General features: G+C 53.7%; 20 protein-coding genes. 10 read left to right on the top strand and 10 right to left on the bottom strand.

What is annotated here, in order from left to right; all coding sequences use genetic code 11:
* Positions 1-54: 54 nt before the first annotated feature.
* From prmA to acuI, 9 genes are all read right to left on the bottom strand, one after another.
* Complete coding sequence (gene prmA / locus AC07RN_RS15045; RefSeq protein WP_478336737.1) at positions 55-936, bottom strand: 50S ribosomal protein L11 methyltransferase; 882 nt, start codon at positions 934-936, stop codon at positions 55-57.
* An 11-nt stretch (positions 937-947) separates the two neighbouring features.
* A complete protein-coding gene (gene panF, locus AC07RN_RS15050; protein ID WP_015960675.1) occupies positions 948-2,399 on the bottom strand; it encodes a sodium/pantothenate symporter in 1,452 nt (483 codons plus the stop codon).
* Positions 2,389-2,631: a YhdT family protein gene (locus AC07RN_RS15055; RefSeq protein ID WP_015960674.1), complete on the bottom strand. Its 243-nt coding sequence runs from the start codon at positions 2,629-2,631 to the stop codon at positions 2,389-2,391. The genes panF and AC07RN_RS15055 overlap by 11 nt, the downstream gene beginning before the upstream one ends.
* A 108-nt stretch (positions 2,632-2,739) precedes the next feature.
* The gene (gene accC, locus AC07RN_RS15060) at positions 2,740-4,089 is read right to left on the bottom strand and encodes an acetyl-CoA carboxylase biotin carboxylase subunit (RefSeq protein WP_015960673.1); all 1,350 of its coding nucleotides are present in this window, start codon (positions 4,087-4,089) and stop codon (positions 2,740-2,742) included.
* 10 nt (positions 4,090-4,099) lie between these two features.
* A complete protein-coding gene (gene accB / locus AC07RN_RS15065) occupies positions 4,100-4,564 on the bottom strand; it encodes an acetyl-CoA carboxylase biotin carboxyl carrier protein (RefSeq protein ID WP_015960672.1) in 465 nt (154 codons plus the stop codon).
* Between the two features lie 21 nt (positions 4,565-4,585).
* Positions 4,586-5,038, bottom strand: coding sequence for a type II 3-dehydroquinate dehydratase (gene aroQ, locus AC07RN_RS15070; protein ID WP_015960671.1), 453 nt, complete (start codon positions 5,036-5,038; stop codon positions 4,586-4,588).
* Between the two features lie 234 nt (positions 5,039-5,272).
* Positions 5,273-5,872, bottom strand: a complete 600-nt coding sequence (gene msrQ / locus AC07RN_RS15075) for a protein-methionine-sulfoxide reductase heme-binding subunit MsrQ (RefSeq protein ID WP_015960670.1) — start codon at positions 5,870-5,872, stop codon at positions 5,273-5,275.
* Entirely contained in the window at positions 5,873-6,874 is a 1,002-nt protein-coding gene (gene msrP / locus AC07RN_RS15080; RefSeq protein ID WP_449554070.1) for a protein-methionine-sulfoxide reductase catalytic subunit MsrP, read from the bottom strand.
* Positions 6,875-6,951: 77 nt separating this feature from the next.
* Positions 6,952-7,926 carry an acrylyl-CoA reductase (NADPH) gene (acuI, locus tag AC07RN_RS15085; protein WP_478336738.1) on the bottom strand — a complete coding sequence of 325 codons (975 nt, stop codon included), beginning with the start codon at positions 7,924-7,926 and terminating at the stop codon, positions 6,952-6,954.
* A 183-nt stretch (positions 7,927-8,109) separates the two neighbouring features.
* Between acuI and csrD the strand changes: the two genes are divergently transcribed.
* The 8 genes from csrD (at position 8,110) to tldD (ending at position 20,376) form a co-directional block, all read left to right on the top strand.
* Complete coding sequence (gene csrD / locus AC07RN_RS15090; protein ID WP_015960667.1) at positions 8,110-10,050, top strand: RNase E specificity factor CsrD; 1,941 nt, start codon at positions 8,110-8,112, stop codon at positions 10,048-10,050.
* 281 nt (positions 10,051-10,331) lie between these two features.
* On the top strand, positions 10,332-11,375 hold the full coding sequence (gene mreB, locus AC07RN_RS15095; protein WP_000913396.1) for a rod shape-determining protein MreB: 1,044 nt from the start codon (positions 10,332-10,334) through the stop codon (positions 11,373-11,375).
* Between the two features lie 61 nt (positions 11,376-11,436).
* Positions 11,437-12,453 carry a rod shape-determining protein MreC gene (mreC, locus tag AC07RN_RS15100; protein ID WP_015960666.1) on the top strand — a complete coding sequence of 339 codons (1,017 nt, stop codon included), beginning with the start codon at positions 11,437-11,439 and terminating at the stop codon, positions 12,451-12,453.
* Positions 12,453-12,941, top strand: a complete 489-nt coding sequence (gene mreD / locus AC07RN_RS15105; RefSeq protein WP_015960665.1) for a rod shape-determining protein MreD — start codon at positions 12,453-12,455, stop codon at positions 12,939-12,941. Before mreC ends, mreD begins: the two co-directional genes overlap by 1 nt.
* A gap of 9 nt (positions 12,942-12,950) precedes the next feature.
* The gene (locus AC07RN_RS15110; RefSeq protein WP_478336739.1) at positions 12,951-13,544 is read left to right on the top strand and encodes a Maf family protein; all 594 of its coding nucleotides are present in this window, start codon (positions 12,951-12,953) and stop codon (positions 13,542-13,544) included.
* Positions 13,534-15,003, top strand: coding sequence for a ribonuclease G (gene rng, locus AC07RN_RS15115; protein WP_015960663.1), 1,470 nt, complete (start codon positions 13,534-13,536; stop codon positions 15,001-15,003). Before AC07RN_RS15110 ends, rng begins: the two co-directional genes overlap by 11 nt.
* A 42-nt stretch (positions 15,004-15,045) precedes the next feature.
* The gene (yhdP, locus tag AC07RN_RS15120; protein WP_478336740.1) at positions 15,046-18,843 is read left to right on the top strand and encodes an AsmA2 domain-containing protein YhdP; all 3,798 of its coding nucleotides are present in this window, start codon (positions 15,046-15,048) and stop codon (positions 18,841-18,843) included.
* A gap of 87 nt (positions 18,844-18,930) precedes the next feature.
* Positions 18,931-20,376: a metalloprotease TldD gene (gene tldD / locus AC07RN_RS15125; protein ID WP_015960661.1), complete on the top strand. Its 1,446-nt coding sequence runs from the start codon at positions 18,931-18,933 to the stop codon at positions 20,374-20,376.
* Between the two features lie 37 nt (positions 20,377-20,413).
* On the opposite strand, the gene aaeR is transcribed toward tldD, so the two are convergent.
* Positions 20,414-21,340 carry an HTH-type transcriptional activator AaeR gene (gene aaeR, locus AC07RN_RS15130; protein ID WP_478336741.1) on the bottom strand — a complete coding sequence of 309 codons (927 nt, stop codon included), beginning with the start codon at positions 21,338-21,340 and terminating at the stop codon, positions 20,414-20,416.
* Between the two features lie 180 nt (positions 21,341-21,520).
* On the opposite strand from aaeR, the gene aaeX reads away from it, so the two are divergent.
* Positions 21,521-21,724, top strand: a complete 204-nt coding sequence (gene aaeX, locus AC07RN_RS15135; RefSeq protein WP_015960659.1) for a p-hydroxybenzoic acid efflux pump operon protein AaeX — start codon at positions 21,521-21,523, stop codon at positions 21,722-21,724.
* A 7-nt stretch (positions 21,725-21,731) separates the two neighbouring features.
* Positions 21,732-22,664, top strand: a complete 933-nt coding sequence (gene aaeA / locus AC07RN_RS15140; protein ID WP_133631586.1) for a p-hydroxybenzoic acid efflux pump subunit AaeA — start codon at positions 21,732-21,734, stop codon at positions 22,662-22,664.
* Positions 22,665-22,668 lie beyond the last annotated feature (4 nt).

Below are 22,668 nucleotides of genomic sequence, written 5' to 3' on the forward strand. Positions count from 1 at the left end.
GTAGAGGTTTTTTGCAGTAAAAATGGCGTGATCGACCGTTCACGCCAGAGGGAATTACTTCTTACGACCTGTAATGCGACACCATTCTTCTTTCTCTACCACCGGGTCGAGAGCGAAGAGTTCAGTGTAGGCTTCACATACGCTGTCTGCCTGGCTGGCCAGAATGCCGGAAAGCCCCAGTAAACCGCCCTCAACGGGCAGCACGCTGATTAACGGTGCCAGTTCACGCAGTGGGCCTGCCAGGATGTTTGCGACCACGACATCCGCTTTCATGACGTCTGGCTGGTCATTGGGCAAATACAGCTCAAGGCGATCGGACACCCCGTTTCGCTGGGCATTATCGCGGCTGGCCTGAATCGCTTGCGGATCGATGTCGATCCCGATCGCTTTTGATGCGCCGAGTTTCAGTGCGGCAATGGCGAGGATCCCGGATCCACAACCAAAATCGATCACCGTTTTCCCTTCCAGATCCAGACCATCAAGCCATTGCAGGCAAAGAGAGGTCGTTGGATGGGTACCCGTACCAAACGCCAGCCCCGGATCGAGCATCACGTTTACGGCATTGGGATCAGGCACATCGCGCCAGCTTGGGCAAATCCACAGACGTTTGCCGAACTGCATGGGATGGAAATTATCCATCCACTCGCGTTCCCAGTCTTTGTCTTCCAGTTGCTCGATTTTATGCACAAATCCTGCGCCCAGAAGCGGATGATTTTCCAGAATCGCCACGACGTCTTTCATGTCCGTTTCTGCGTCGAACAGGCCAATAACATCGGTATCACCCCACAGGCGCGTTTCGCCGGGCAATGGCTCAAACACCGGTGTGTCATGCGTGTCCTGGAAAGTAATGGAAACCGATCCGACTTCCATTAACGCATCACTCAGTTCTTCGGCGTTCGCGCCGGTTGTATTCAGTTTTAGTTGGATCCACGGCATGGCAAAACTCTTTATTTATGAGTAGAAATGACGGCCGCCTGTGGGACGGGTTGACCGAAACGGTTCCCCACCACAAACGCCAGCAAACTTAACAGTAACGAAGGCACAATCGGATGGAAGCCCAGATACTGAATTTTAAACGTGGCGAGCACCGCGTACAGTACGCCACCCACAATCATTCCGCTGAGCGCACCCGCAGCATTTGCGCGTTCCCAGTACAGACCCAGCACCAGCGGCCACAGGAACACGGCCTCCAGCCCGCCAAACGCCAGCAGGTTTAACCAGATGATCATCTCCGGTGGACGCCATGCGGCAAGCATCATCAAAATGCCAAGTACCAGCGTTGTCCAGGTTGAGATGCGCTTCAGGCGATGCTCATTATGGATTTTAGTGGGTTGCGCGCTGAGCCACAGATCTTTAATGATCGTGGCAGAGGCCTGCAATAAATGCGCATTCACATTCGACATTATGGCGGCCATTGGCGCGGCGAGGAATAATCCCGCAGCCCATGGCGGCAAGACTTGCACCATCAGTGTGGGGATAACCTGATCCGGCACCGTCAGATTCGGTAATATCGCGCGGCCAAGCGCCCCGGCAAGATGCATTCCGAGCATGAGCAGTGACACCACGACAGTGCCGATAATAATCCCACGGTGAACCGCTTTGCTGTCTTTATAAGAGATACAGCGCACGGCCGTGTGGGGCAAACCGATCACGCCAAAGCACACCAGCACCCAGAATGAAGTCATAAATGCCGGGGAGAGAATGTCGTCGGCACCGTGTGGGCTGACCAGTTTCGGATCGATCTTCTCCAGCGTTTCTACCGCATTGCCCAAACCACCGGCGGCGTAAATCACGCCAACCAGCAGCACCAACGTGCCTATCAGCATGACCATGCCTTGCATGGTGTCGTTCAGCACGCTGGCGCGGAAACCGCCAAACGCGGTGTACAGCGCGATGGTAATGCCGAAAATCAGCAAGCCATTTTCGTATTTAATGCCCGCTGCGGTTTCCAGCAATCGTGCGCCACCGATGAACTGCACGGCAATCGCACCGACAAACGCCACCAGCAGACTAATGCTGGCAATCCAGACCACTGCGCGGTTCTGATAGCGCGCCTGCAACATGTCATTAAGCGTGATCGCGTTGTATCGCCTTGCAAGAATCGCGAATTTTTTACCCAGAATACCGAGTGATAACCAGATAGTCGGAACCTGAATCATCGCCAACAACACCCAGCCCAGCCCGTATTTATACGCCGCACCGGGGCCGCCGATAAACGAGCTGGCGCTTACGTAGGTTGCTGTGAGCGTCATCGCCAGAACGAAACCGCCCATCGAGCGACTACCCAGGAAATACTCACTGAGAAACGAACCGGTGCTGCGTTTGCGCATGGCATAAGCCGAAAGGCCGAACACCACGAAGAGATAAATAATCAGAACGGCGATGATTTCAGTTTGCATCGCTATCCTCCAGAGAGATATCGCGGAAGATAAAACGCACCATCAGCCAGCACAGCAGAATAAAAACCAGCGGCATCAGAAGGCAGGCCATTTCGAACCAGTGTGGAAGGCCGGTGAACCCAGCGGTCGAATCAGGTAAGTAAGCAGTTACTAACCAAGCAACAAGGTAGAGAAGGGTCAGCCACAGCGCCCAGCGCGCCTCTTTATGGGCTTGAACAAAACGCTTGTCCATTTTATATCCCTTGTGGATGAAGAAAGCGGGGATTGTACATGATGGGTCCTGGCGATCCCCACAAATAAAAAAGGCCGGAATCTCCGGCCTTTTAATGAGAATGCAGTCTTACTTTTCCTGAAGACCGAGTTTTTTCTCCAGATAGTGGATGTTAGTTCCACCGTTCTGGAAATGCTCGTCGTTCATGATACGAACCTGCAGATCAATGTTGGTTTTGATACCGTCAATGATCAGTTCCTGCAAGGCGTTCTTCATGCGGGCAATTGCCACATCACGATTTTCGCCGTAACAGATAAGCTTGCCAATCATTGAGTCATAGTACGGCGGCACAGTATAGCCAGCGTAGATATGAGATTCCCAACGGACACCAAAGCCACCCGGCGCGTGGAAGCGCGTGATTTTACCCGGGCTTGGCAGGAAGGTGTTCGGGTCTTCGGCGTTGATACGGCACTCTACCGCATGGCCTTTGACGATCACTTCTTCCTGCTTGATGGACAGCGGCTGACCCGCAGCGATACGCAGCTGTTCTTTGATCAGGTCAACACCGGTAATCATTTCGGTGACAGGGTGTTCAACCTGAATACGGGTGTTCATTTCGATGAAATAGAACTCGCCGTTTTCGAACAGGAATTCGAACGTACCTGCACCGCGATAACCGATATCCACGCACGCTTTAGAGCAACGCTCGCCGATGTAGCGACGCAGTTCCGGCGTGATGCCTGGTGCTGGTGCTTCTTCAACGACTTTCTGGTGACGACGCTGCATGGAGCAGTCACGTTCAGCCAGATAGATAGCGTTACCCTGACCGTCAGCCAACACCTGAATTTCGATGTGACGTGGGTTTTCCAGGTATTTTTCCATGTAAACCATGTCATTGCTGAAAGCTGCTTTCGCTTCAGCTTTGGTCATGGCAATGGACTGCGCCAGGTCGGTATCGCTACGTACAACGCGCATACCACGACCGCCGCCGCCGCCGGACGCTTTGATGATAACCGGATAACCAATGCGTTTAGCATGGGCACGGTTAGCATCCATATCGTCGGTCAGAGGGCCGTCGGAACCAGGAACCGTTGGCACGCCAGCTTTCTTCATCGCGGTGATTGCAGAGACTTTGTCACCCATCAGGCGAATCGTGTCTGCTTTCGGGCCGATAAAGATAAAGCCAGAGCGTTCAACCTGCTCAGCAAAGTTGGCATTCTCAGAGAGGAAGCCATAACCCGGATGGATTGCCACCGCGCCGGTGATTTCAGCGGCGCTGATGATTGCCGGGATATTCAGATAACTTTTTACGGACGGAGCCGGACCGATACAGACCGTCTCATCCGCCAGTAATACGTGTTTTAAATCGCGATCCGCGCTTGAATGCACAGCAACAGTCTTGATGCCCAATTCTTTACAGGCACGAAGGATTCGCAGTGCGATCTCGCCGCGGTTGGCGATGACAATTTTATCCAGCATGTTCGCCTCGTTACTCGATGACGACCAGCGGCTCGTCAAATTCTACCGGCTGACCACTTTCGACCAGAATCGCTTTCACAGTACCAGACTTGTCTGCTTCGATTTGGTTCATCATTTTCATGGCTTCAACGATGCACAGGGTATCGCCTACATTGACTTTCTGACCCACTTCGATGAACGCCTTCGCGTCCGGGCTCGGGGTGCGGTAGAAAGTACCAACCATTGGGGAACGTACGATGTGACCACTGATTTCGGCTGCTGCAGCAACCGGCGCTTCTGCTGCCGGCGCGACTGCGTTAGACAGAGCAGGCTGTTGCATCACAGGTGCAGCATAAGCTTGCTGCATGACTGGATAGCCAACATTTGGCGCAGCACGACTGATGCGTACAGACTCTTCGCCTTCAGAAATTTCCAGTTCGGAGATGCCTGATTCTTCAACCAGCTCGATCAGCTTTTTAATCTTACGAATATCCATGAGTGGGTTCCGTACTCTTGTTTAGTGTGATTGTGACAAGCGTTTTACCGCTGTCTGTAAAGCGTATGAATAACCGTCAGCACCAAGTCCGCAGATAACGCCAGCGGCGATATCAGACAGATATGAATGGTGGCGGAACGGTTCACGGGCATGCACATTGCTCAGATGGATCTCGATAAACGGGATGCTCACCGCAAGCAGTGCGTCGCGGATAGCAACACTGGTGTGCGTAAACGCGGCCGGATTAATCAGGATATAGTCCACAGTGTCTTTAGCCTGATGAATTCGGTCGATGATTGCGTACTCCGCATTTGACTGAAAATGATCCAGTTCCACATTCAGTGAGGTTGCTTCCGTACTCAGACGGTTAACAATTTCGCTCAATGTCAAAGAGCCATACTTCTCCGGCTCACGGGTTCCGAGCATATTCAGGTTCGGTCCGTTCAGAACTAAGATGTGGAATTTATCAGCCATTGTGCCGCTATCTCCTGCGAATCTCGGGTAAAAAACAAAATATACCTTCAACGCGCAATTGTCACCTTTTCAGAGGCTAAAAACCCCTGTCAGGAAAACCAAAGTCGCACATTATAACGATTTCGTAGCATTTGGCAGCTAAATACTGGTCTTATCAGGGAAGATTATCAACCGCAAAGCCAAAAAGATTCGCGGTTGATAGGGTTTCTGCGGGAAAACGCACAGTTTAGCGGACTATCGCCACCACTGGCGGAACTTCTTGTAACGCCATGCCAGAAGCCCGAGTGCGAGCAAAGCATAGATGACAGGTTGGGGTGATAAAATCTTCACTGACCACAGGTAATGTATCGGCGTCAGGATCGCAACGAGATAGACGAAGTTATGCAAAAATTGCCAGCGTCTGCCCAGTTTTCGCTGCGCATATTGCGTTGAGGTTAACGTCAGCGCGAACAATATGACCCAACTTACAATACCTAGCGTTAAATAAGGACGCGATATGAGCTCGCTTCCGAGCAATGCCAGATTGTTAATCCCCAGTTCCAGCAGTGCGTAACTGGTCAGATGGAGCGTTGCCCAGGCAAAACACCACAAGCCTAAAAGGCGGCGAGTGCGGATCAATAACGGCTGTTTAGCGTAGCGCGCCAGGGGTGAAATCAGCAAGCTGGCCAACAAAAATTTCAGAGCCATCCTACCGGTAAAATGTTGGATATCTTTGGCCGGGTCGGCGCTGAAATAGCCCTGACTGGCCGCCCAGAATAGCCATATAAAAGGAAGCAAACCGGCAAGGTGTAAAATCACCTTTAGCCAGGTAATCTGCTTTGCGGTTAAACGCACTTAGAAATTCTCCCGCAAGTTGATGCCCCGATAGAGAGACGCGACCTGATCCGCGTAGCCGTTAAACAGCAATGTCGGCTGGCGTTTCACATCCAGCGCACCGCCGGATCCGATAAAACGCTCCGTAGCCTGCGACCAGCGAGGGTGATCGACGTGAGGATTCACATTCGCAAGAAATCCATATTCGTCAGGGGCGGCCAAATTCCACGTCGTAGGCGGGCGCTCGCGCGTCAGTTTGATGCTGACAATCGATTTGATGCCCTTAAAGCCGTATTTCCACGGCACGGTTAAGCGGATAGGCGCGCCGTTTTGCGGCGGGAGCGCCTTGCCATAAACGCCTACGGTCAGCAGCGTCAGCGGGTGCATGGCTTCATCCAGACGAAGCCCTTCCACGTAGGGATACTCCAGACCACCGCCGATAAACCGGTCCTTTTGTCCCGGCATCTGCTCCGGCGAGTAGAGCGTCTGGAAAGAGACATATTTTGCATTGCTGGTGGGCTCAACCAGCGCCAGCAATTTATGCAGCGGGAAGCCAACCCATGGCACCACCATCGACCAGGCTTCGACGCAGCGCATGCGGTAGATGCGCTCTTCCAGCGGGAATCGGGTGGTTAAATCGTGATGATCCAGCGTCAGTGGTTTTGCCACTTCACCGTCGATTTTAAGCGTCCAGGGATCGGTCTTCATGCTGCCTGCGTTGGCGGCAGGGTCCGCTTTATCCAGGCCAAATTCATAAAAATTGTTGTAACCGGTGACTTTATCTTCCGGCGTGAGCGACAGTTTGTTCTGCCATTGTGCGGGCTGGGTAAAATCCAGCGGCTGCCCGGAGGGGGCTTTGGGGCGGTCATTGCCTTTAAACCAATCAAGCAAGTCGGCATGAGCGGTGGGGGAAAGTGAAAGCGCGGTGGCGCTGATACCGAGCATCTTGAGGATCTGGCGGCGCTGTAACATAAAGACAGATTCGGACGTTACGTCGGCTTCCGTCAGTTTTCTGGTTTTCATGGCACTCTCCGTCATGCATTTTTATAAGCATGACGGAGGAGTGAGGTTATCGCGAATATGTCACGAAAAATTGAAGATTAGGCAATCTTGACTAGCGCACGGCCATGGAACTGGTTGTTCATGATTTTTTCGGCAAATTCAGGTGCCTGTTCGAGACGGATTTCAGTTGCGCTTTGGGTGTAGAACGATTCAGGTAAGTCAAGGGCCAGTCGTTCCCAGGCCTGTGTGCGGCGTGCTGCTGGTGTCATCACGGAATCCACACCTTGCAGACGCACATTACGCAGAATAAATGGCATGACGGTAGTTGGCAGGGCAAAACCACCCGCCAGACCGCAAGCGGCAACACATCCGCCGTAGTTCATCTGCGCCAGTAATTTTGCCAGCACTTTGTCGCCCACGGTATCCACCGCGCCTGCCCAGATTTGTTTTTCCAACGGGCGGGTTTCAGCGAACTCTGCGCGGCCCAGAATGCGGTTTGCACCGAGTGAACGCAGGTAATCATGCGTGCTTTCGCGACCGGAAACGGCAGCGACCTGATAGCCTAATTTGTGCAGCAGAGTAACGGCGGTACTGCCTACACCGCCACTTGCACCGGTTACCACGATTTCACCTGATTCGGGACGAATTCCCGCGTCTTCCAGCGCCATCACGCACAGCATCGCGGTAAAGCCAGCCGTACCGATGATCATCGCTTTACGACCATCCATGCCTTTTGGCATTGGCACCAGCCAGTCGCCTTTGACGCGGGCTTGCGCGGCCAGTCCACCCCAATGGTTTTCACCCACGCCCCAGCCCGTTAACAGCACCTGCTGCCCAACGTGGAAACGCGGATCTTCACTCGCGTGAACATGACCCGAAAAGTCGATTCCAGGAACCATCGGAAAGTTTCGGATGATTTTACCTTTGCCAGTAATGGCGAGCGCGTCCTTGTAATTCAGGCTGGACCAGTCAATGTCAACGGTGACGTCGCCTTCGGGCAGGCGGGTAGCCTCGATGGATTGAACCGAAGCCAGGGTTTTGCCGTCTTGTTGTTCTAAGATCAATGCCTGCATACAGGTATCCTCAGTAAGCATGGTGATTGGAAAATAATTTCTGAAGACTATACTCGCTCATTGAAACGCTATGCCGATTTAACGCAATAAATTGCCAGATATATCAGGTTTGCTAGTATGCCGCACTAGACATGCAAGTTAGTGCTCACTCGCCCCCCATCAACCAGCGGAGTAATCTCAAGGATGCGATTAACGACGAAATTTTCGGCTTTTATTACGTTGCTGACGGGGTTAACCATATTTGTCACCCTGATAGGCTGTTCGCTCAGCTTTTATAACGCCATTCAGGACAAGCTAACAAATCGCGTGCAGTCAGTTGCGTCCGTCATCGACACGCGGCTCGTGACATCAACTCTTCCCGCGCTTTCGCAGCAGCTTGATGAACTAATGGTGCCGGTCGATATCGTCCACATCGACATCCTGCAGGGGAATAAAGTCGTCCTCAGCCATGCACGCCAAAGTAGCTATCGCCCGGCGGGCACGCTCCCGCAGTACCGCGAACTCACCGTTCAATCATTAAAAAGCCCAGGCACGTCTATCCGATTGGTCTATCAGGACCCGATGGCCAATTATTTCCGTTCGCTGATGACTACCGCGCCGCTGACCTTCGCGGTGGGCTTTATGGTGATCCTGATTTTTCTGGCGGTGCGCTGGCTGCGACGCCAGCTTTCGGGGCAGGAGCTGCTGGAATCGCGATCCCTGCGCATTTTAAACGGTGAGCGAGGCGCGAAAGTGCGCGGCTCTGTCTATGAATGGCCGTCGCGTACCAGCAGTGCGCTTGATGTGTTGCTCTCTGAAATTCAGTTTGCCAGCGAACAGCGCAGCCGGATGGATACGCTGATTCGATCCTATGCCGCTCAGGATAATAAAACCGGTCTAAACAACCGGCTTTTCTTTGATAATCAACTGGGAACGCTGCTGGAAGATCCCGAAAAGGTCGGCACGCATGGGGTGGTGATGATTATTCGCCTGCCCGATTTCGATTTGCTGCGCGATACCTGGGGCCGCTCGGTGGCAGAAGATCACCTCTTCACGCTCATTAATCTGTTATCGACATTTATTATGCGCTACCCCGGCGCGTTACTGGCGCGCTATCACCGCAGCGATTTTGCCGTACTGTTACCGCATCGCACGCTGAAAGAGTCAGAAAGTATCGCCAGTCAGTTACTGAAAGCGGTTGATGCGCTGCCGCAGACCAAAATGCTCGATCGTGATGATATGGTCCATATTGGGATTTGCGCATGGCGTGGCGGGCAGCAGACTCAACAGGTCATGGAGCATGCCGAAGCAGCAACGCGCAACGCTGTGCTGCAGGGGGCAAATAGCTGGGCGATTTATGATGATTCTCTGCCAGAAAAAGGGCGCGGAAACGTACGTTGGCGTACACTTATTGAGCAAATGCTGAGCCGAGGCGGACCCCGAATTTATCAGAAGCCAGCGGTTCTGCGAAACGGGCAGGTTCATCACCGCGAATTAATGTGTCGCATCTTCGACGGCACCGAAGAGGTCATTTCGGCCGAATATCTGCCGATGGTGTTACAGTTTGGTCTCTCTGAAGAATACGACCGTCAACAAATCACGCGCCTTATCCCATTTTTATCTTTCTGGCCTGAAGAAAATCTGGCATTACAGGTTACGGTTGAGTCGCTGATTCGCCCGCGTTTTCAACGCTGGCTGCGTGATGTTTTAATGCAATGCGAAAAATCGCAACGTAAACGTATTATTTTTGAACTTGCAGAGGCAGATGTCTGTCAACATATCAGCCGCTTACAGCCTGTGGTCCGTTTGATGAATGCGCTTGGCGTACGCATCGCGGTGACACAAGCGGGTTTAACCCTGGTCAGTACCAGCTGGATCAAAGAATTGGATGTCGAACTTTTGAAGCTGCACCCGGGGCTGGTCAGGAATATTGAAAAGCGAGCAGAAAACCAGCTTTTGGTTCAGAGTCTGGTCGAAGCCTGCAAGGGTACGCAGACGCAAGTCTTCGCCACGGGCATACGTTCACGGAGTGAATGGCAGATGTTGACGGAGCGCGGTGTGGCGGGTGGTCAAGGAGATTTTATTGCGTCCTCTCAGCCGCTTGACAGCAATGTGAAAAAATATTTGCAAAGATACTCTGTTTGACCTGCCGTTTAATTTGTTTTCACGTAGAATATCGCGCCTGTGGCTTTGAGTATGACGAGCAAAACGCCAGTGAACGACCTTGAGTGTTGCAAATGGAAGTGAGGGACGCAGCTGTTGACTCAGCCCTGATGGAATCAGGTGATACATTTGTAACATTAGGAAACGTGCTGCACTAATTTTCACCGTAGCAGATGATTTTTGCGCCTTGTCGCTGCTGCGTGTGGTTGGTAAAGTAAGCGGATTTTATTTTTCCGCCCCAGCTTTCAGGATTATCCCTTAGTATGTTGAAAAAATTTCGTGGCATGTTTTCCAATGACCTGTCCATTGACCTGGGTACTGCGAATACCCTGATTTATGTTAAAGGACAAGGCATCGTATTGAATGAGCCTTCCGTTGTGGCCATTCGTCAGGATCGTGCCGGCTCCCCTAAAAGTGTGGCAGCCGTAGGACATGATGCGAAGCAGATGCTGGGTCGTACCCCAGGCAACATCGCCGCGATCCGCCCAATGAAAGATGGCGTTATCGCTGACTTCTTCGTCACCGAAAAAATGCTTCAGCACTTCATCAAACAGGTTCACAGCAATAGCTTCATGCGCCCAAGTCCGCGCGTGCTGGTTTGTGTGCCGGTGGGTGCGACTCAGGTTGAACGTCGTGCGATCCGTGAGTCTGCTCAGGGTGCGGGTGCGCGTGAAGTCTTCCTGATTGAAGAGCCAATGGCTGCCGCAATCGGTGCCGGTCTTCCGGTTTCTGAAGCGACAGGTTCCATGGTAGTGGATATCGGTGGCGGTACAACGGAAGTGGCGGTTATCTCCCTGAACGGCGTGGTGTATTCCTCCTCCGTTCGTATTGGCGGTGACCGTTTTGATGAAGCCATTATTAATTATGTGCGCCGTAATTACGGCTCTCTGATTGGTGAAGCCACCGCAGAGCGAATTAAGCACGAAATCGGTTCCGCTTATCCTGGCGACGAAGTCCGCGAAATTGAAGTTCGTGGTCGTAACCTGGCTGAAGGTGTTCCGCGTGGCTTTACCCTGAATTCCAACGAAATCCTGGAAGCGCTGCAAGAGCCGCTGACCGGTATCGTGAGCGCGGTGATGGTTGCGCTGGAGCAGTGCCCGCCAGAACTGGCTTCCGACATCTCCGAGCGCGGTATGGTTCTGACCGGTGGTGGTGCGCTGCTGCGTAACCTCGACCGCCTGTTAATGGAAGAGACAGGAATTCCTGTCGTAGTTGCAGAAGATCCACTGACTTGCGTAGCCCGTGGTGGCGGCAAGGCGCTGGAAATGATCGACATGCACGGCGGCGACTTGTTCAGCGAAGAGTAGTCGGGTGTGAAAGGGTAGCGGTCGCTACCCTTTCTCTCTGACGCGAGAATACGCATAGCCTATGAAGCCAATTTTTAGCCGTGGCCCGTCGCTGCAGTTTCGCCTGATCCTGGGGGTTCTGGTAGCGCTTGGAGTCATCATCGCCGACAGCCGCCTTGGTATGTTCAGCCAAATCAGAACATACATGGATACCGCCGTCAGCCCTTTCTATTTTGTATCTAATGGTCCCCGTGAATTACTCGATAGCGTTTCTCAAACGTTGTCTTCGCGCGATCAACTCGAACTCGAAAACCGGGCCTTACGCCAGGAACTGCTGCTGAAAAACAGCGAACTGCTGATGCTGGGTCAGTATCGTCAGGAAAACGCCCGTCTGCGTGAACTGCTGGGTTCGCCGCTGCGTCAGGATGAGCAGAAAATGGTGACGCAGGTGATCTCCACCGTTAACGATCCGTACAGCGATCAGGTGGTGATCGACAAAGGCAGCGTGAATGGTGTTTACGAAGGTCAGCCCGTTATCAGTGATAAAGGCGTTGTGGGTCAGGTCGTGGCGGTGGCGAAGTTGACCAGCCGCGTTCTGCTGATCTGCGATGCGACGCATGCGTTGCCGATTCAGGTGCTGCGTAACGATATTCGTATTATCGCGGCCGGTAACGGTTGCACGGACGACTTACAGCTGGAACATCTGCCTGCCAACACCGATATTCGCGTGGGTGACGTACTCGTGACGTCCGGTCTGGGTGGCCGCTTCCCTGAAGGCTATCCGGTGGCCGTGGTTTCCTCCGTGAAGCTGGATACACAACGCGCTTATACGGTCATTCAGGCTCGTCCTACGGCGGGTTTACAGCGCTTGCGTTATCTTCTGCTGTTGTGGGGGGCCGATCGTAATGGTACCAACCCGATGACGCCGGAAGATGTCCACCGCGTGGCCAATGAACGTCTGATGCAAATGATGCCACAGGTACTGCCTGCACCTGATTCGATGGGGCCGCCTGCGCCCGTACCAGCGCCTGCGACCGGATTAACGCAGCCAACGTCTGATGCGCCACCGCCGCCGCAACTCTCCTCAGGAGGGCAGTAGTGGCGAGCTATCGTAGTCAGGGTCGTTGGGTTATTTGGCTCTCGTTCTTCATCGCACTGTTGCTGCAAGTTATGCCCTGGCCGGACGACCTTCTCGTTTTCCGGCCAAACTGGGTGCTGCTCATTTTACTGTATTGGTCCCTTGCACTGCCGCACCGCGTAAATGTGGGCACAGGTTTTGTGATGGGTGCCATACTGGATCTCATTAGTGGCTCAACGCTTGGCGTGCGCGCCTTGTCCATGAGTATTATTGCGTACCTCGTCGCACTGAAATTCCAGCTTTTCCGAAACCTCGCGCTCTGGCAACAGGCGCTGGTGGTGATGTTGTTGTCGCTTGCCGCGGATATCATTGTTTTCTGGGCTGAGTTTTTAGTGATCAACGTCTCTTTCCGACCGGAAGTGTTCTGGAGTAGTGTAGTTAACGGTGTGCTCTGGCCGTGGTTGTTCCTGCTGATGCGCAAAATTCGCCAGCAGTTTGCCGTGCAATAAAAGGTTTCTATGACGTCTTTATATCTTGCCTCTGGTTCCCCGCGCCGTCAGGAGCTCCTCACTCAGCTGGGTGTCTCTTTTGAACGTATCGTCACCGGTATTGAAGAAAAACGAGCCGAAGGCGAAAGCGCGCAGCAGTATGTGTCCCGTCTGGCGCGAGAAAAAGCGCAGGCCGGTGTGGCACAAACGCCGCGAGACTTACCGGTGCTGGGGGCAGATACCATCGTGATTTTAAACGGTGAAGTTCTCGAGAAACCGCGTGACGCTGAACATGCGGCACGCATGCTGCGTAAATTATCCGGGCAGACGCATCAGGTGATGACAGCGGTTGCGCTGGCGGACAGCCAGAACGTGCTGGATTGCCTGGTGGTTACGGACGTCACATTCAGAGTGCTTACCGATGAGGAAATCGCCGGGTATATCGCCAGCGGTGAACCTATGGATAAAGCAGGTGCATACGGTATTCAAGGGCTGGGTGGCTGTTTTGTCAGGAAGATCAATGGCAGCTATCACGCCGTAGTCGGCTTACCGCTGGTGGAAACGTATGAGTTGCTAAGCAATTTTAACTCACTGCGTGAGGGAAGGGATAATTATGACGGCTGAACTGTTGGTTAACGTAACGCCATCGGAAACTCGAGTGGCCTATATAGATGGCGGCATTCTTCAGGAAATTCATATTGAGCGCGAAGCGCGACGCGGAATAGTAGGCAATATCTACAAAGGTCGTGTCAGTCGTGTACTACCGGGTATGCAGGCGGCATTTGTAGATATTGGTCTTGATAAAGCGGCGTTTCTGCATGCCTCAGACATCATGCCCCATACCGAATGCGTGGCGGGCGAAGAGCAAAAGCAATTTACCGTTCGTGATATCTCCGAACTGGTCCGTCAGGGCCAGGATTTAATGGTGCAAGTGGTGAAAGACCCGCTCGGCACCAAAGGCGCGCGTCTCACAACTGACATCACTTTGCCTTCACGCTATCTGGTCTTTATGCCGGGTGCCTCGCACGTAGGCGTTTCTCAGCGTATTGAGAGTGAAGACGAGCGCGAGCGCCTGAAAAAGGTGGTCGGCGCGTATTGCGATGAGCAGGGCGGTTTCATTATCCGTACTGCGGCAGAAGGGATCAGCGAAGAGGATCTTGCCTCCGATGCGGCCTATCTGAAACGCGTCTGGACCAAAGTGATGGAGCGTAAAAAACGCAACCAGACCCGTTATCAGTTGTATGGCGAGTTGGCGCTGGCCCAACGCGTGTTGCGCGATTTTGCCGATGCGCAGCTCGACAGAATTCGCGTCGACTCTCGTCTGACGTACGATGCATTGCTGGAATTTACTGCCGAATACATTCCTGAGATGCCGGGCCTGCTGGAACACTATTCTGGCCGTCAGCCGATTTTCGATCTCTTTGATGTCGAAAACGAAATCCAGCGCGCGCTGGAGCGCAAAGTCGAGCTGAAATCGGGCGGCTATCTGATCATCGATCAGACCGAAGCGATGACTACCGTTGATATCAACACCGGCGCGTTTGTTGGTCACCGCAATCTTGACGACACGATTTTCAACACCAATATTGAAGCGACCCAGGCGATCGCACGCCAGCTGCGCCTGCGCAATCTCGGCGGCATTATCATCATCGACTTTATCGATATGAGTAATGAAGATCACCGTCGTCGCGTCCTGCATTCCCTGGAGCAGGCGCTGAGTAAAGATCGTGTCAAAACCAGTATTAATGGTTTCTCGCAGCTTGGCCTGGTGGAGATGACCCGCAAGCGCACGCGCGAAAGCGTCGAGCATGTGTTATGCAACGTATGCCCAACCTGTAACGGGCGCGGCACGGTCAAATCCGTCGAAACCGTCTGTTATGAAATCATGCGTGAAATCGTTCGCGTTCATCACGCCTACGACTCCGATCGTTTTCTGGTCTATGCTTCCCCTGCGGTGGCAGAAGCACTGAAAGGCGAAGAGTCCCATGCGTTGGCGGAAGTGGAAATCTTTGTCGGCAAACAGGTCAAAGTGCAAATTGAGCCGCTCTATAATCAGCAGCAGTTTGATGTGGTCATGATGTAAACGCAGCGACGCTGCAAGAGAACGGCTGACAAGGAGAGATGCGTGAGGCGATTGCCAGGAATTTTACTGCTTACAGGGGCAACGCTTGTCGTCATTGTGGCGTTGCTCGTGAGCGGGCTGCGCCTCGTTCTGCCCCATCTGGATAGCTGGCGCCCGCAGGTGCTGGCAAAAATCGAACGTGCCACCGGCGTTCCGGTGGATGTCAGCCAGCTCAGCGCGAACTGGCAAAATTTTGGCCCGACGCTGGATGCGCGCGACATTAACGCCGCGCTGCCGGATGGCGGCTATCTTAAAATCAAACGTGTCACGCTGGCGCTGGATGTCTGGCAAAGCTTGCTGCACATGCGCTGGCAGTTTCGCGATCTCACCTTTTATCAACTCCAGTTTCTGACCAACACGCCTTTGCGCAACAGCAACAGCAAAGGAATCGAAACCAACCGTATCAGCGATCTGTTCCTGCGCCAGTTCGATCATTTCGATCTGCGTGACAGTGAAATCAGCTTTATTACGCTGTCTGGTCAACGTGCAGAACTGGCGATCCCGCAGCTTACCTGGCTGAACGGTAAAGATCGTCACCGCGCTGAGGGACAGGTCAATCTCTCCAGCCTGACTGGTCAACACGGCATCATGCAGGTGCGAATGGATCTGCGTGATGATAATGGTTTGCTGAACAGTGGCCGCGTGTGGCTGCAGGCGGATGACGTCGACGTCAAGCCGTGGTTGGGCAAATGGATGCAGGATAACGTCGCGCTGCAGCGTGCGCGTTTTAGCCTTGAAGGCTGGCTCACCCTGACGGATGGCGATATTGCGGCGGGTGATGTCTGGCTCAAGCAGGGTGGTGCGGCGTGGAAAGGCGACAATCAATCCCATGATATGTCCGTCGATAACCTGACCGCACATGTCACGCGTCAGGGGGCCAACTGGCAATTCTCTATTCCTGATACGCGCATTACGATGGATGGCAAAGCCTGGCCGCGTGGCGCGTTAACCATGGCGTGGATCCCTGAGCAGGAAGTCGGTGGCGTTGATAATAAGCGCAGCGATGAACTGCGTATTCGTGCGAGTAATCTTGAGCTGGCTGACCTCGAAGGCCTGCGCCCAATCGCCAACCGAATATCCGCTTCACTGGGCGATGTCTGGCAAGCCACGCAGCCGAGCGGGCAGATTGATAAGCTGGCGCTCGATATTCCCCTGCAGGCGACAGAAAAGACCCGATTCCAGGCATCCTGGAAAAATCTCTCCTGGAAGCAATGGAAGCTTCTGCCCGGTACAGAACACTTTTCTGGGACGCTTGAGGGCGGCGTTGAAAATGGCCGACTCACGGTGCAAATGAATGACGCTAAAATGCCTTACGAAACGGTTTTCCGCGCGCCTCTGGAGATTGAAAAAGGGTCTGCCACGCTCAACTGGCTGAAAAACGATAAAGGTTTTCAGCTGGATGGGCGTGACATTGATGTGAAAGCCACGGGTGTCCGTGCGGCGGGTAATTTCCGCTATTTGCAGCCAGAAGGCGACGAACCCTGGCTGGGCATTCTTGCCGGGATCAGCACTGATGACGGTGGCCAGGCCTGGCGTTATTTCCCGGAAAATCTGATGGGTAAAGCGCTGGTGGACTACCTGAGCGGCGCGATTCAGGGCGGACAGGCCGATAACGCCACGCTGGTGTATGGCGGGAATCCGCATCTTTTCCCTTACAAACATAACGAAGGCCAGTTCCAGATTCTGGTCCCGCTGCGTAACGCCACGTTTGCCTTCCAGCCCGACTGGCCAGCGCTCAAAAACCTGAATATTGAGCTGAATTTCCTCAATGACGGCTTGTGGATGAAAACCGACAGCGTCGCGCTGGGCGGCGTGACGGCCAGTAATCTCACCGCTGTGATCCCGGATTATTCCAAAGAAAAGCTGCTGATCGACGCGGATATCAACGGACCGGGTAAAGCCGTTGGGCCGTATTTTGAAGAGACACCGCTGGACGATTCCTTGGCTGCGGCGTTGAAAGAGTTGCAGATTGATGGCGATGTGAAGGCCCGCCTGCATCTTGATATCCCTCTGGATGGTGAAAAGACGACCGCTCAAGGCGACGTCGTGCTGAATAACAACAGCTTGTTCATCAAGCCGCTCAATAGCACGCTGAAAAACCTGAGCGGGAATTTCAGCTTTGTGAACGGCAATTTGAAAAGTGAACCGCTAAAGGCGAGCTGGTTTAATCAGCCGCTGAACGTGGATTTCTCAACCACAGAGGGTGAGAAAGCGTATCAGGTGGCCGTCAATATGAATGCCAACTGGCAGCCGTCAAAAATGGATGTGTTGCCAAAACCTATCGCTGAGTCGATTGATGGCTCGGTGGCGTGGAATGGCAAAGTGGGCATTGATCTGCCGTATCATTCTGGCGCGCGCTATAAGGTCGATATCACCGGCGATCTCAAGAATGTAAGCAGTCACTTACCGGCTCCGCTCAACAAGCGTGCGGGCGAGGCGCTGCCGATGAAAATAAACGTCGACGGCGATCTGAACAGTTTTGCGCTAAGCGGTAACGCTGACGCTAAAAACCACTTCAACAGCCGCTGGCTCCTGGGTCGTAAGTTGACGCTTGATCGCGCCATCTGGACGACGGACAGCCGCACCATCCCGCCGCTGCCTGAGCAGTCGGGTGTAGAGCTGAATTTACCGGCGCTGGATGGCGCGGAGTGGCTGGCGATGTTTAATCGCGGCGTCGGGCAAAATGTCGGTGACGCGGCCCAATTCCCGCAAAAAGTGACCGTGCGTACCCCGGCGCTAACGCTGGGCGGACAGCAGTGGAATAATCTCAGTATTGTTTCTGAACCGACAGTGAACGGCTCGAAAGTCGACGCGCAGGGGCGTGAGATCAACGGTACGCTGACGATGCGTGACAACGCGCCATGGCAGGCTGCGATTCGTTATCTCTATTACAACCCGACAACGGCTTCGCCAAAAGCTGATCCCAGCATACCTGCGCCCCTCTCCGAAGTGACAAAAGTGGACTTCAGTGGCTGGCCGGATCTGCAGTTGCGCTGCGCTGAATGCTGGCTGATGGGGCAAAAATATGGCCGCATTGACGGTGACTTTGCGATCGCGGGCAATACGCTGAGTCTCTCCGGCGGCCTCATCGACACGGGCTTTGGGCGTTTAACGGCTGATGGTCAGTGGGTGAATGGTCCTGGCGAACAGCGCACGTCCCTGAAAGGTCAGATCAAGGGAAGCAAACTGGATAGCGCCTTTGATTTCTTTGGCGTCAGCACGCCGGTGAGAGGCTCCTCTTTTGATGCCAATTACGATTTGCACTGGCGCGCCCAGCCGTGGAAACCGGACGAAGCGTCGCTAAACGGCATCCTGAAAGTTAATCTCGGCAAAGGTGAAATCGCTGATGTCAGCACCGGGCACGCCGGACAGATTTTGCGTCTGCTGAGCTTTGATGCACTGCTGCGTAAACTGCGCTTTGACTTTAGCGACACCTTCAGCGAAGGGTTCTACTACGATTCCATTCGCAGCACCTCGTGGATTAAAGACGGTGTGCTGCATACGGATGACACGCTGGTGGACGGTCTGGAAGCGGATATCGCCATGAAAGGCTCTGTCGATCTGGTGCGTCGCGAGTTGAATATGGAAGCGGTGGTCGCACCTGAAATCTCCGCGACCGTCGGCGTGGCGGCCGCGTTTGTGGTTAACCCGATTGTGGGGGCTGCGGTCTTTGCCGCCAGTAAGGTGTTGGGACCTCTGTGGGGCAAAGTCTCGATTCTACGCTATCGAATTACCGGCCCGGTGGATAAACCACAGATTAACGAGGTGCTTCGCCAGCCCCGCAAAGATGCACAGCAATGATTTGACGCGGGCGATATATTGCCTCACTCTCATTTATATTGATCTTTTATACCGCCCTCCCGGCGGCAACGAACGAGTAGCAAAACGATGAGTCTGAACCTGGTAAGTGAACATTTGCTCGCAGCGAACGGCCTGAGTCATCAGGATCTGTTCTCCATTCTTGCCCAACTGACCGAGCGTCGTCTCGACTACGGCGATCTCTATTTTCAGTCGAGCTACCACGAGTCCTGGGTTTTAGAAGACAGCATCATTAAAGATGGCTCTTATAATATCGACCAGGGCGTTGGCGTTCGCGCCGTGAGCGGTGAAAAAACCGGTTTTGCCTATGCCGATCAGATTAGCCTGACGGCACTGCAACAGAGCGCCCAGGCGGCACGTACTATTGTCCGTGAAACCGGTGATGGTCGCGTCAAAACGCTGGGTGAAGTGCAGCATACCGCGCTGTACACCAGCATCGATCCGCTGCAAAGCATGAGCCGTGAAGAGAAGCTGGATATTCTGCGTCGTGTGGACAAAGTGGCGCGCGCGGCGGACAAACGTGTGCAGGAAGTCTCGGCCAGTTTAACCGGTGTGTACGAACTGATTCTTGTTGCGGCAACCGATGGCACGCTGGCGGCAGATGTGCGCCCGCTGGTTCGTCTGTCGGTTAGCGTGCAGGTAGAAGATGACGGCAAACGTGAGCGCGGCTCTAGCGGCGGCGGCGGACGTTTTGGCTACGAGTGGTTCCTGGCCGACGAAGACGGCGAAGTGCGTGCGGATGCATGGGCAAAAGAAGCCGTTCGTATGGCGATGGTTAACCTGAACGCGGTCGCGGCACCTGCGGGCACGCTGCCAGTGGTATTGGGCGCGGGCTGGCCTGGCGTTCTGCTGCACGAAGCGGTCGGTCACGGTCTTGAAGGCGACTTTAACCGTCGTGGCACGTCCGTGTTTAGCGGTCAGATGGGGGAGCTGGTGGCCTCTGAGCTGTGCACCATTATTGATGACGGCACTATGGCCGATCGTCGCGGCTCCATCTCTATTGATGATGAAGGGACGCCAGGGCAGTACAACGTGCTGATCGAAAATGGCGTGCTGAAAGGTTACATGCAGGACAAACTGAACGCGCGTCTGATGGGCGTTGCGCCAACGGGGAACGGCCGTCGTGAATCTTACGCGCATCTGCCGATGCCGCGCATGACCAACACCTATATGCTGGCGGGTAAATCAACGCCGCAGGAGATTATCGAATCCGTTGATTACGGTATCTTCGCGCCAAACTTTGGTGGCGGACAGGTGGATATCACCTCCGGGAAATTTGTCTTCTCCACGTCCGAAGCGTATTTGATTGAGAAAGGCAAAGTCACCAAAGCGGTGAAAGGTGCCACGCTGATTGGTTCTGGAATCGAAGCGATGCAGCAGATTTCAATGGTCGGTAACGATCTCAAACTGGATAAAGGTGTTGGCGTCTGCGGTAAAGAAGGCCAAAGCCTGCCGGTTGGCGTGGGCCAGCCGACTCTGAAAGTCGACAGTTTGACGGTCGGCGGCACAGCCTGATTGTTGATTGAACATGCCCTCTACGGAGGGCATTTTATTACTCTTTTCTTCGCCCTCGCATTCCCTGATACAACTCCGCCACTTCCACAAAATAATCCGTCAGATAGTTAATGCACACCTGAACCTTCAGCGGCAGCTTGTCCTTTTCGGTGTACAGCGCGTAGACCGGGCGCGGGTCCGACTGATAACGCGGGAACAGGATCTCCAGTTCACCGCTGTTGATCTCATTGATCACCCACATCAGCGGTACGTATGCGATCCCCGCACCGGCCACCAGCCAGCGAGAAATAGTCATCGGATCGTTGGTCACAAACCGTCCCTGCGGCAGCAGTTTGGTTGACAGGCCTTCTGGTGCGATCAGCTCAAACTCGCTGTCCGGCCGCACGCTGTATTCCAGCCATGAATGATTGCTCAGATCCGCAGGTTTTTCTGGGACACCAAATTGCACCAGATAATTTTTTGAGGCACAGACGACCATAGGCATACTGCCCAGTCGACGGGAGAAAAGGCTCGAATCCTGGAGCGCCCCGACGCGGATCACGACGTCCAGCCCGTCAGCAATCAGGTCCGGTGCCGGGATCCCGGTGACTAAATTCACCGTCAGCCCTGGGTACTCTTTCAGCATTTCCGCGGTCATACCGGCGAGGACATTTTGTGCCATAGTTGAAGAACACCCGATGCGCAGCGTGCCGATAGGGGTGTTGTTAAAGGCATAAAGTTGTTCATGCACATCCTGAACTTCATGCAGCATGCGCCGACAGCCTTGATAATAAATTTTACCGGCCTCCGTCAGCCCAATACTCCGGGTGCTGCGATTTAGCAGCTTGACCTGAAGTTCATCTTCCAGTTTTGACACCGTCTGGCTGATGGATGACACACTCATCTGCAACTGCTTTGCAGCAGCGGTAAAAGAGCCAAATTCGACGACTTTGGCAAAGACGGACATGCGCTTTAAACGTTCCATTGTTCACTCTGGCTTAAAAGTGATTTAGATCACATATTATAGATAACAGCATAACAGTTACGTTAAAATATTATTAATGAGTTAACGGCTTCGCCATTCCCGCCCGGCTTTTCTTGCCTACTGCGATGGCGTGAGCGTAAAAAAATTCAGTCGCCTGCTCGCACTATAATCAAGGTCAACATGAGTCTGTTTCCCGTTTTCGTGGTGTTTGGTCTGTCCTTCCCACCGATTTTTTTCGAACTGATTTTATCACTGGCGATTTTCTGGCTGGTGCGTAAGCTGCTGGCCCCGACCGGTATCTACGATTTTGTCTGGCACCCTGCATTGTTTAATACCGCGCTGTATTGCTGCCTTTTCTACTTAATATCGCGCATGTTTGTCTGAGGTAGATGTGAAAACACTAACAAGAAATATCTCCCGTACTGCCATTACTGTGGCGCTGGTTATTCTGGCGTTTATCGCCATCTCGCGCGCATGGGTATTTTATACCGAATCACCCTGGACTCGTGATGCACGCTTTAGCGCGGATATCGTGGCGATTGCGCCTGATGTGGCGGGCCTCATTACAGCGGTCAACGTGCGTGATAATCAGCTGGTCAAAAAAGATCAGGTTCTCTTCACGATTGACCAACCGCGTTATCAGAAAGCATTAGAAGAGTCAGAAGCTGACGTGGCCTATTATCAGGCGCTCGCTACGGAAAAGCGTCGTGAGGCGGGGCGTCGCAACAAGTTAGGCATTCAGGCGATGTCTCGCGAAGAGATTGATCAGTCGAACAACCTGCTGCAAACCGTTCTTCATCAGCTGGCAAAAGCAGAAGCCACTCGCGATCTGGCGAAGCTGGATCTGGAACGCACCGTCATCCGCGCGCCCTCGGATGGCTGGGTGACAAACCTCAACGTCTACACGGGCGAGTTTATTACGCGCGGCTCAACGGCAGTGGCGCTGGTCAAACAACACTCCTTCTACGTTCTGGCTTATATGGAAGAGACCAAGCTTGAGGGCGTCCGCCCAGGGTATCGCGCTGAAATCACGCCGCTTGGCAGCAATCGAGTGCTGAAAGGCACGGTGGACAGCATTGCCGCGGGCGTCACCAACTCCAGCGCCACTCGCGACAGCAAAGGCATGGCGACGGTGGATTCCAACCTTGAATGGGTGCGCCTGGCGCAGCGTGTGCCGGTGCGTATTCGCCTGGATGACGAGCAGGGAAATCTGTGGCCCGCCGGGACTACGGCGACGGTAGTCATTACCGGCGAGAAAGATCGCAATGCCAGCAACGACTCTCTGTTCCGTAAAATCGCGCATCGCCTGCGTGAGTTTGGGTAATCAC

This window comes from Lelliottia sp. GFLA7 (genome assembly GCF_056490165.1).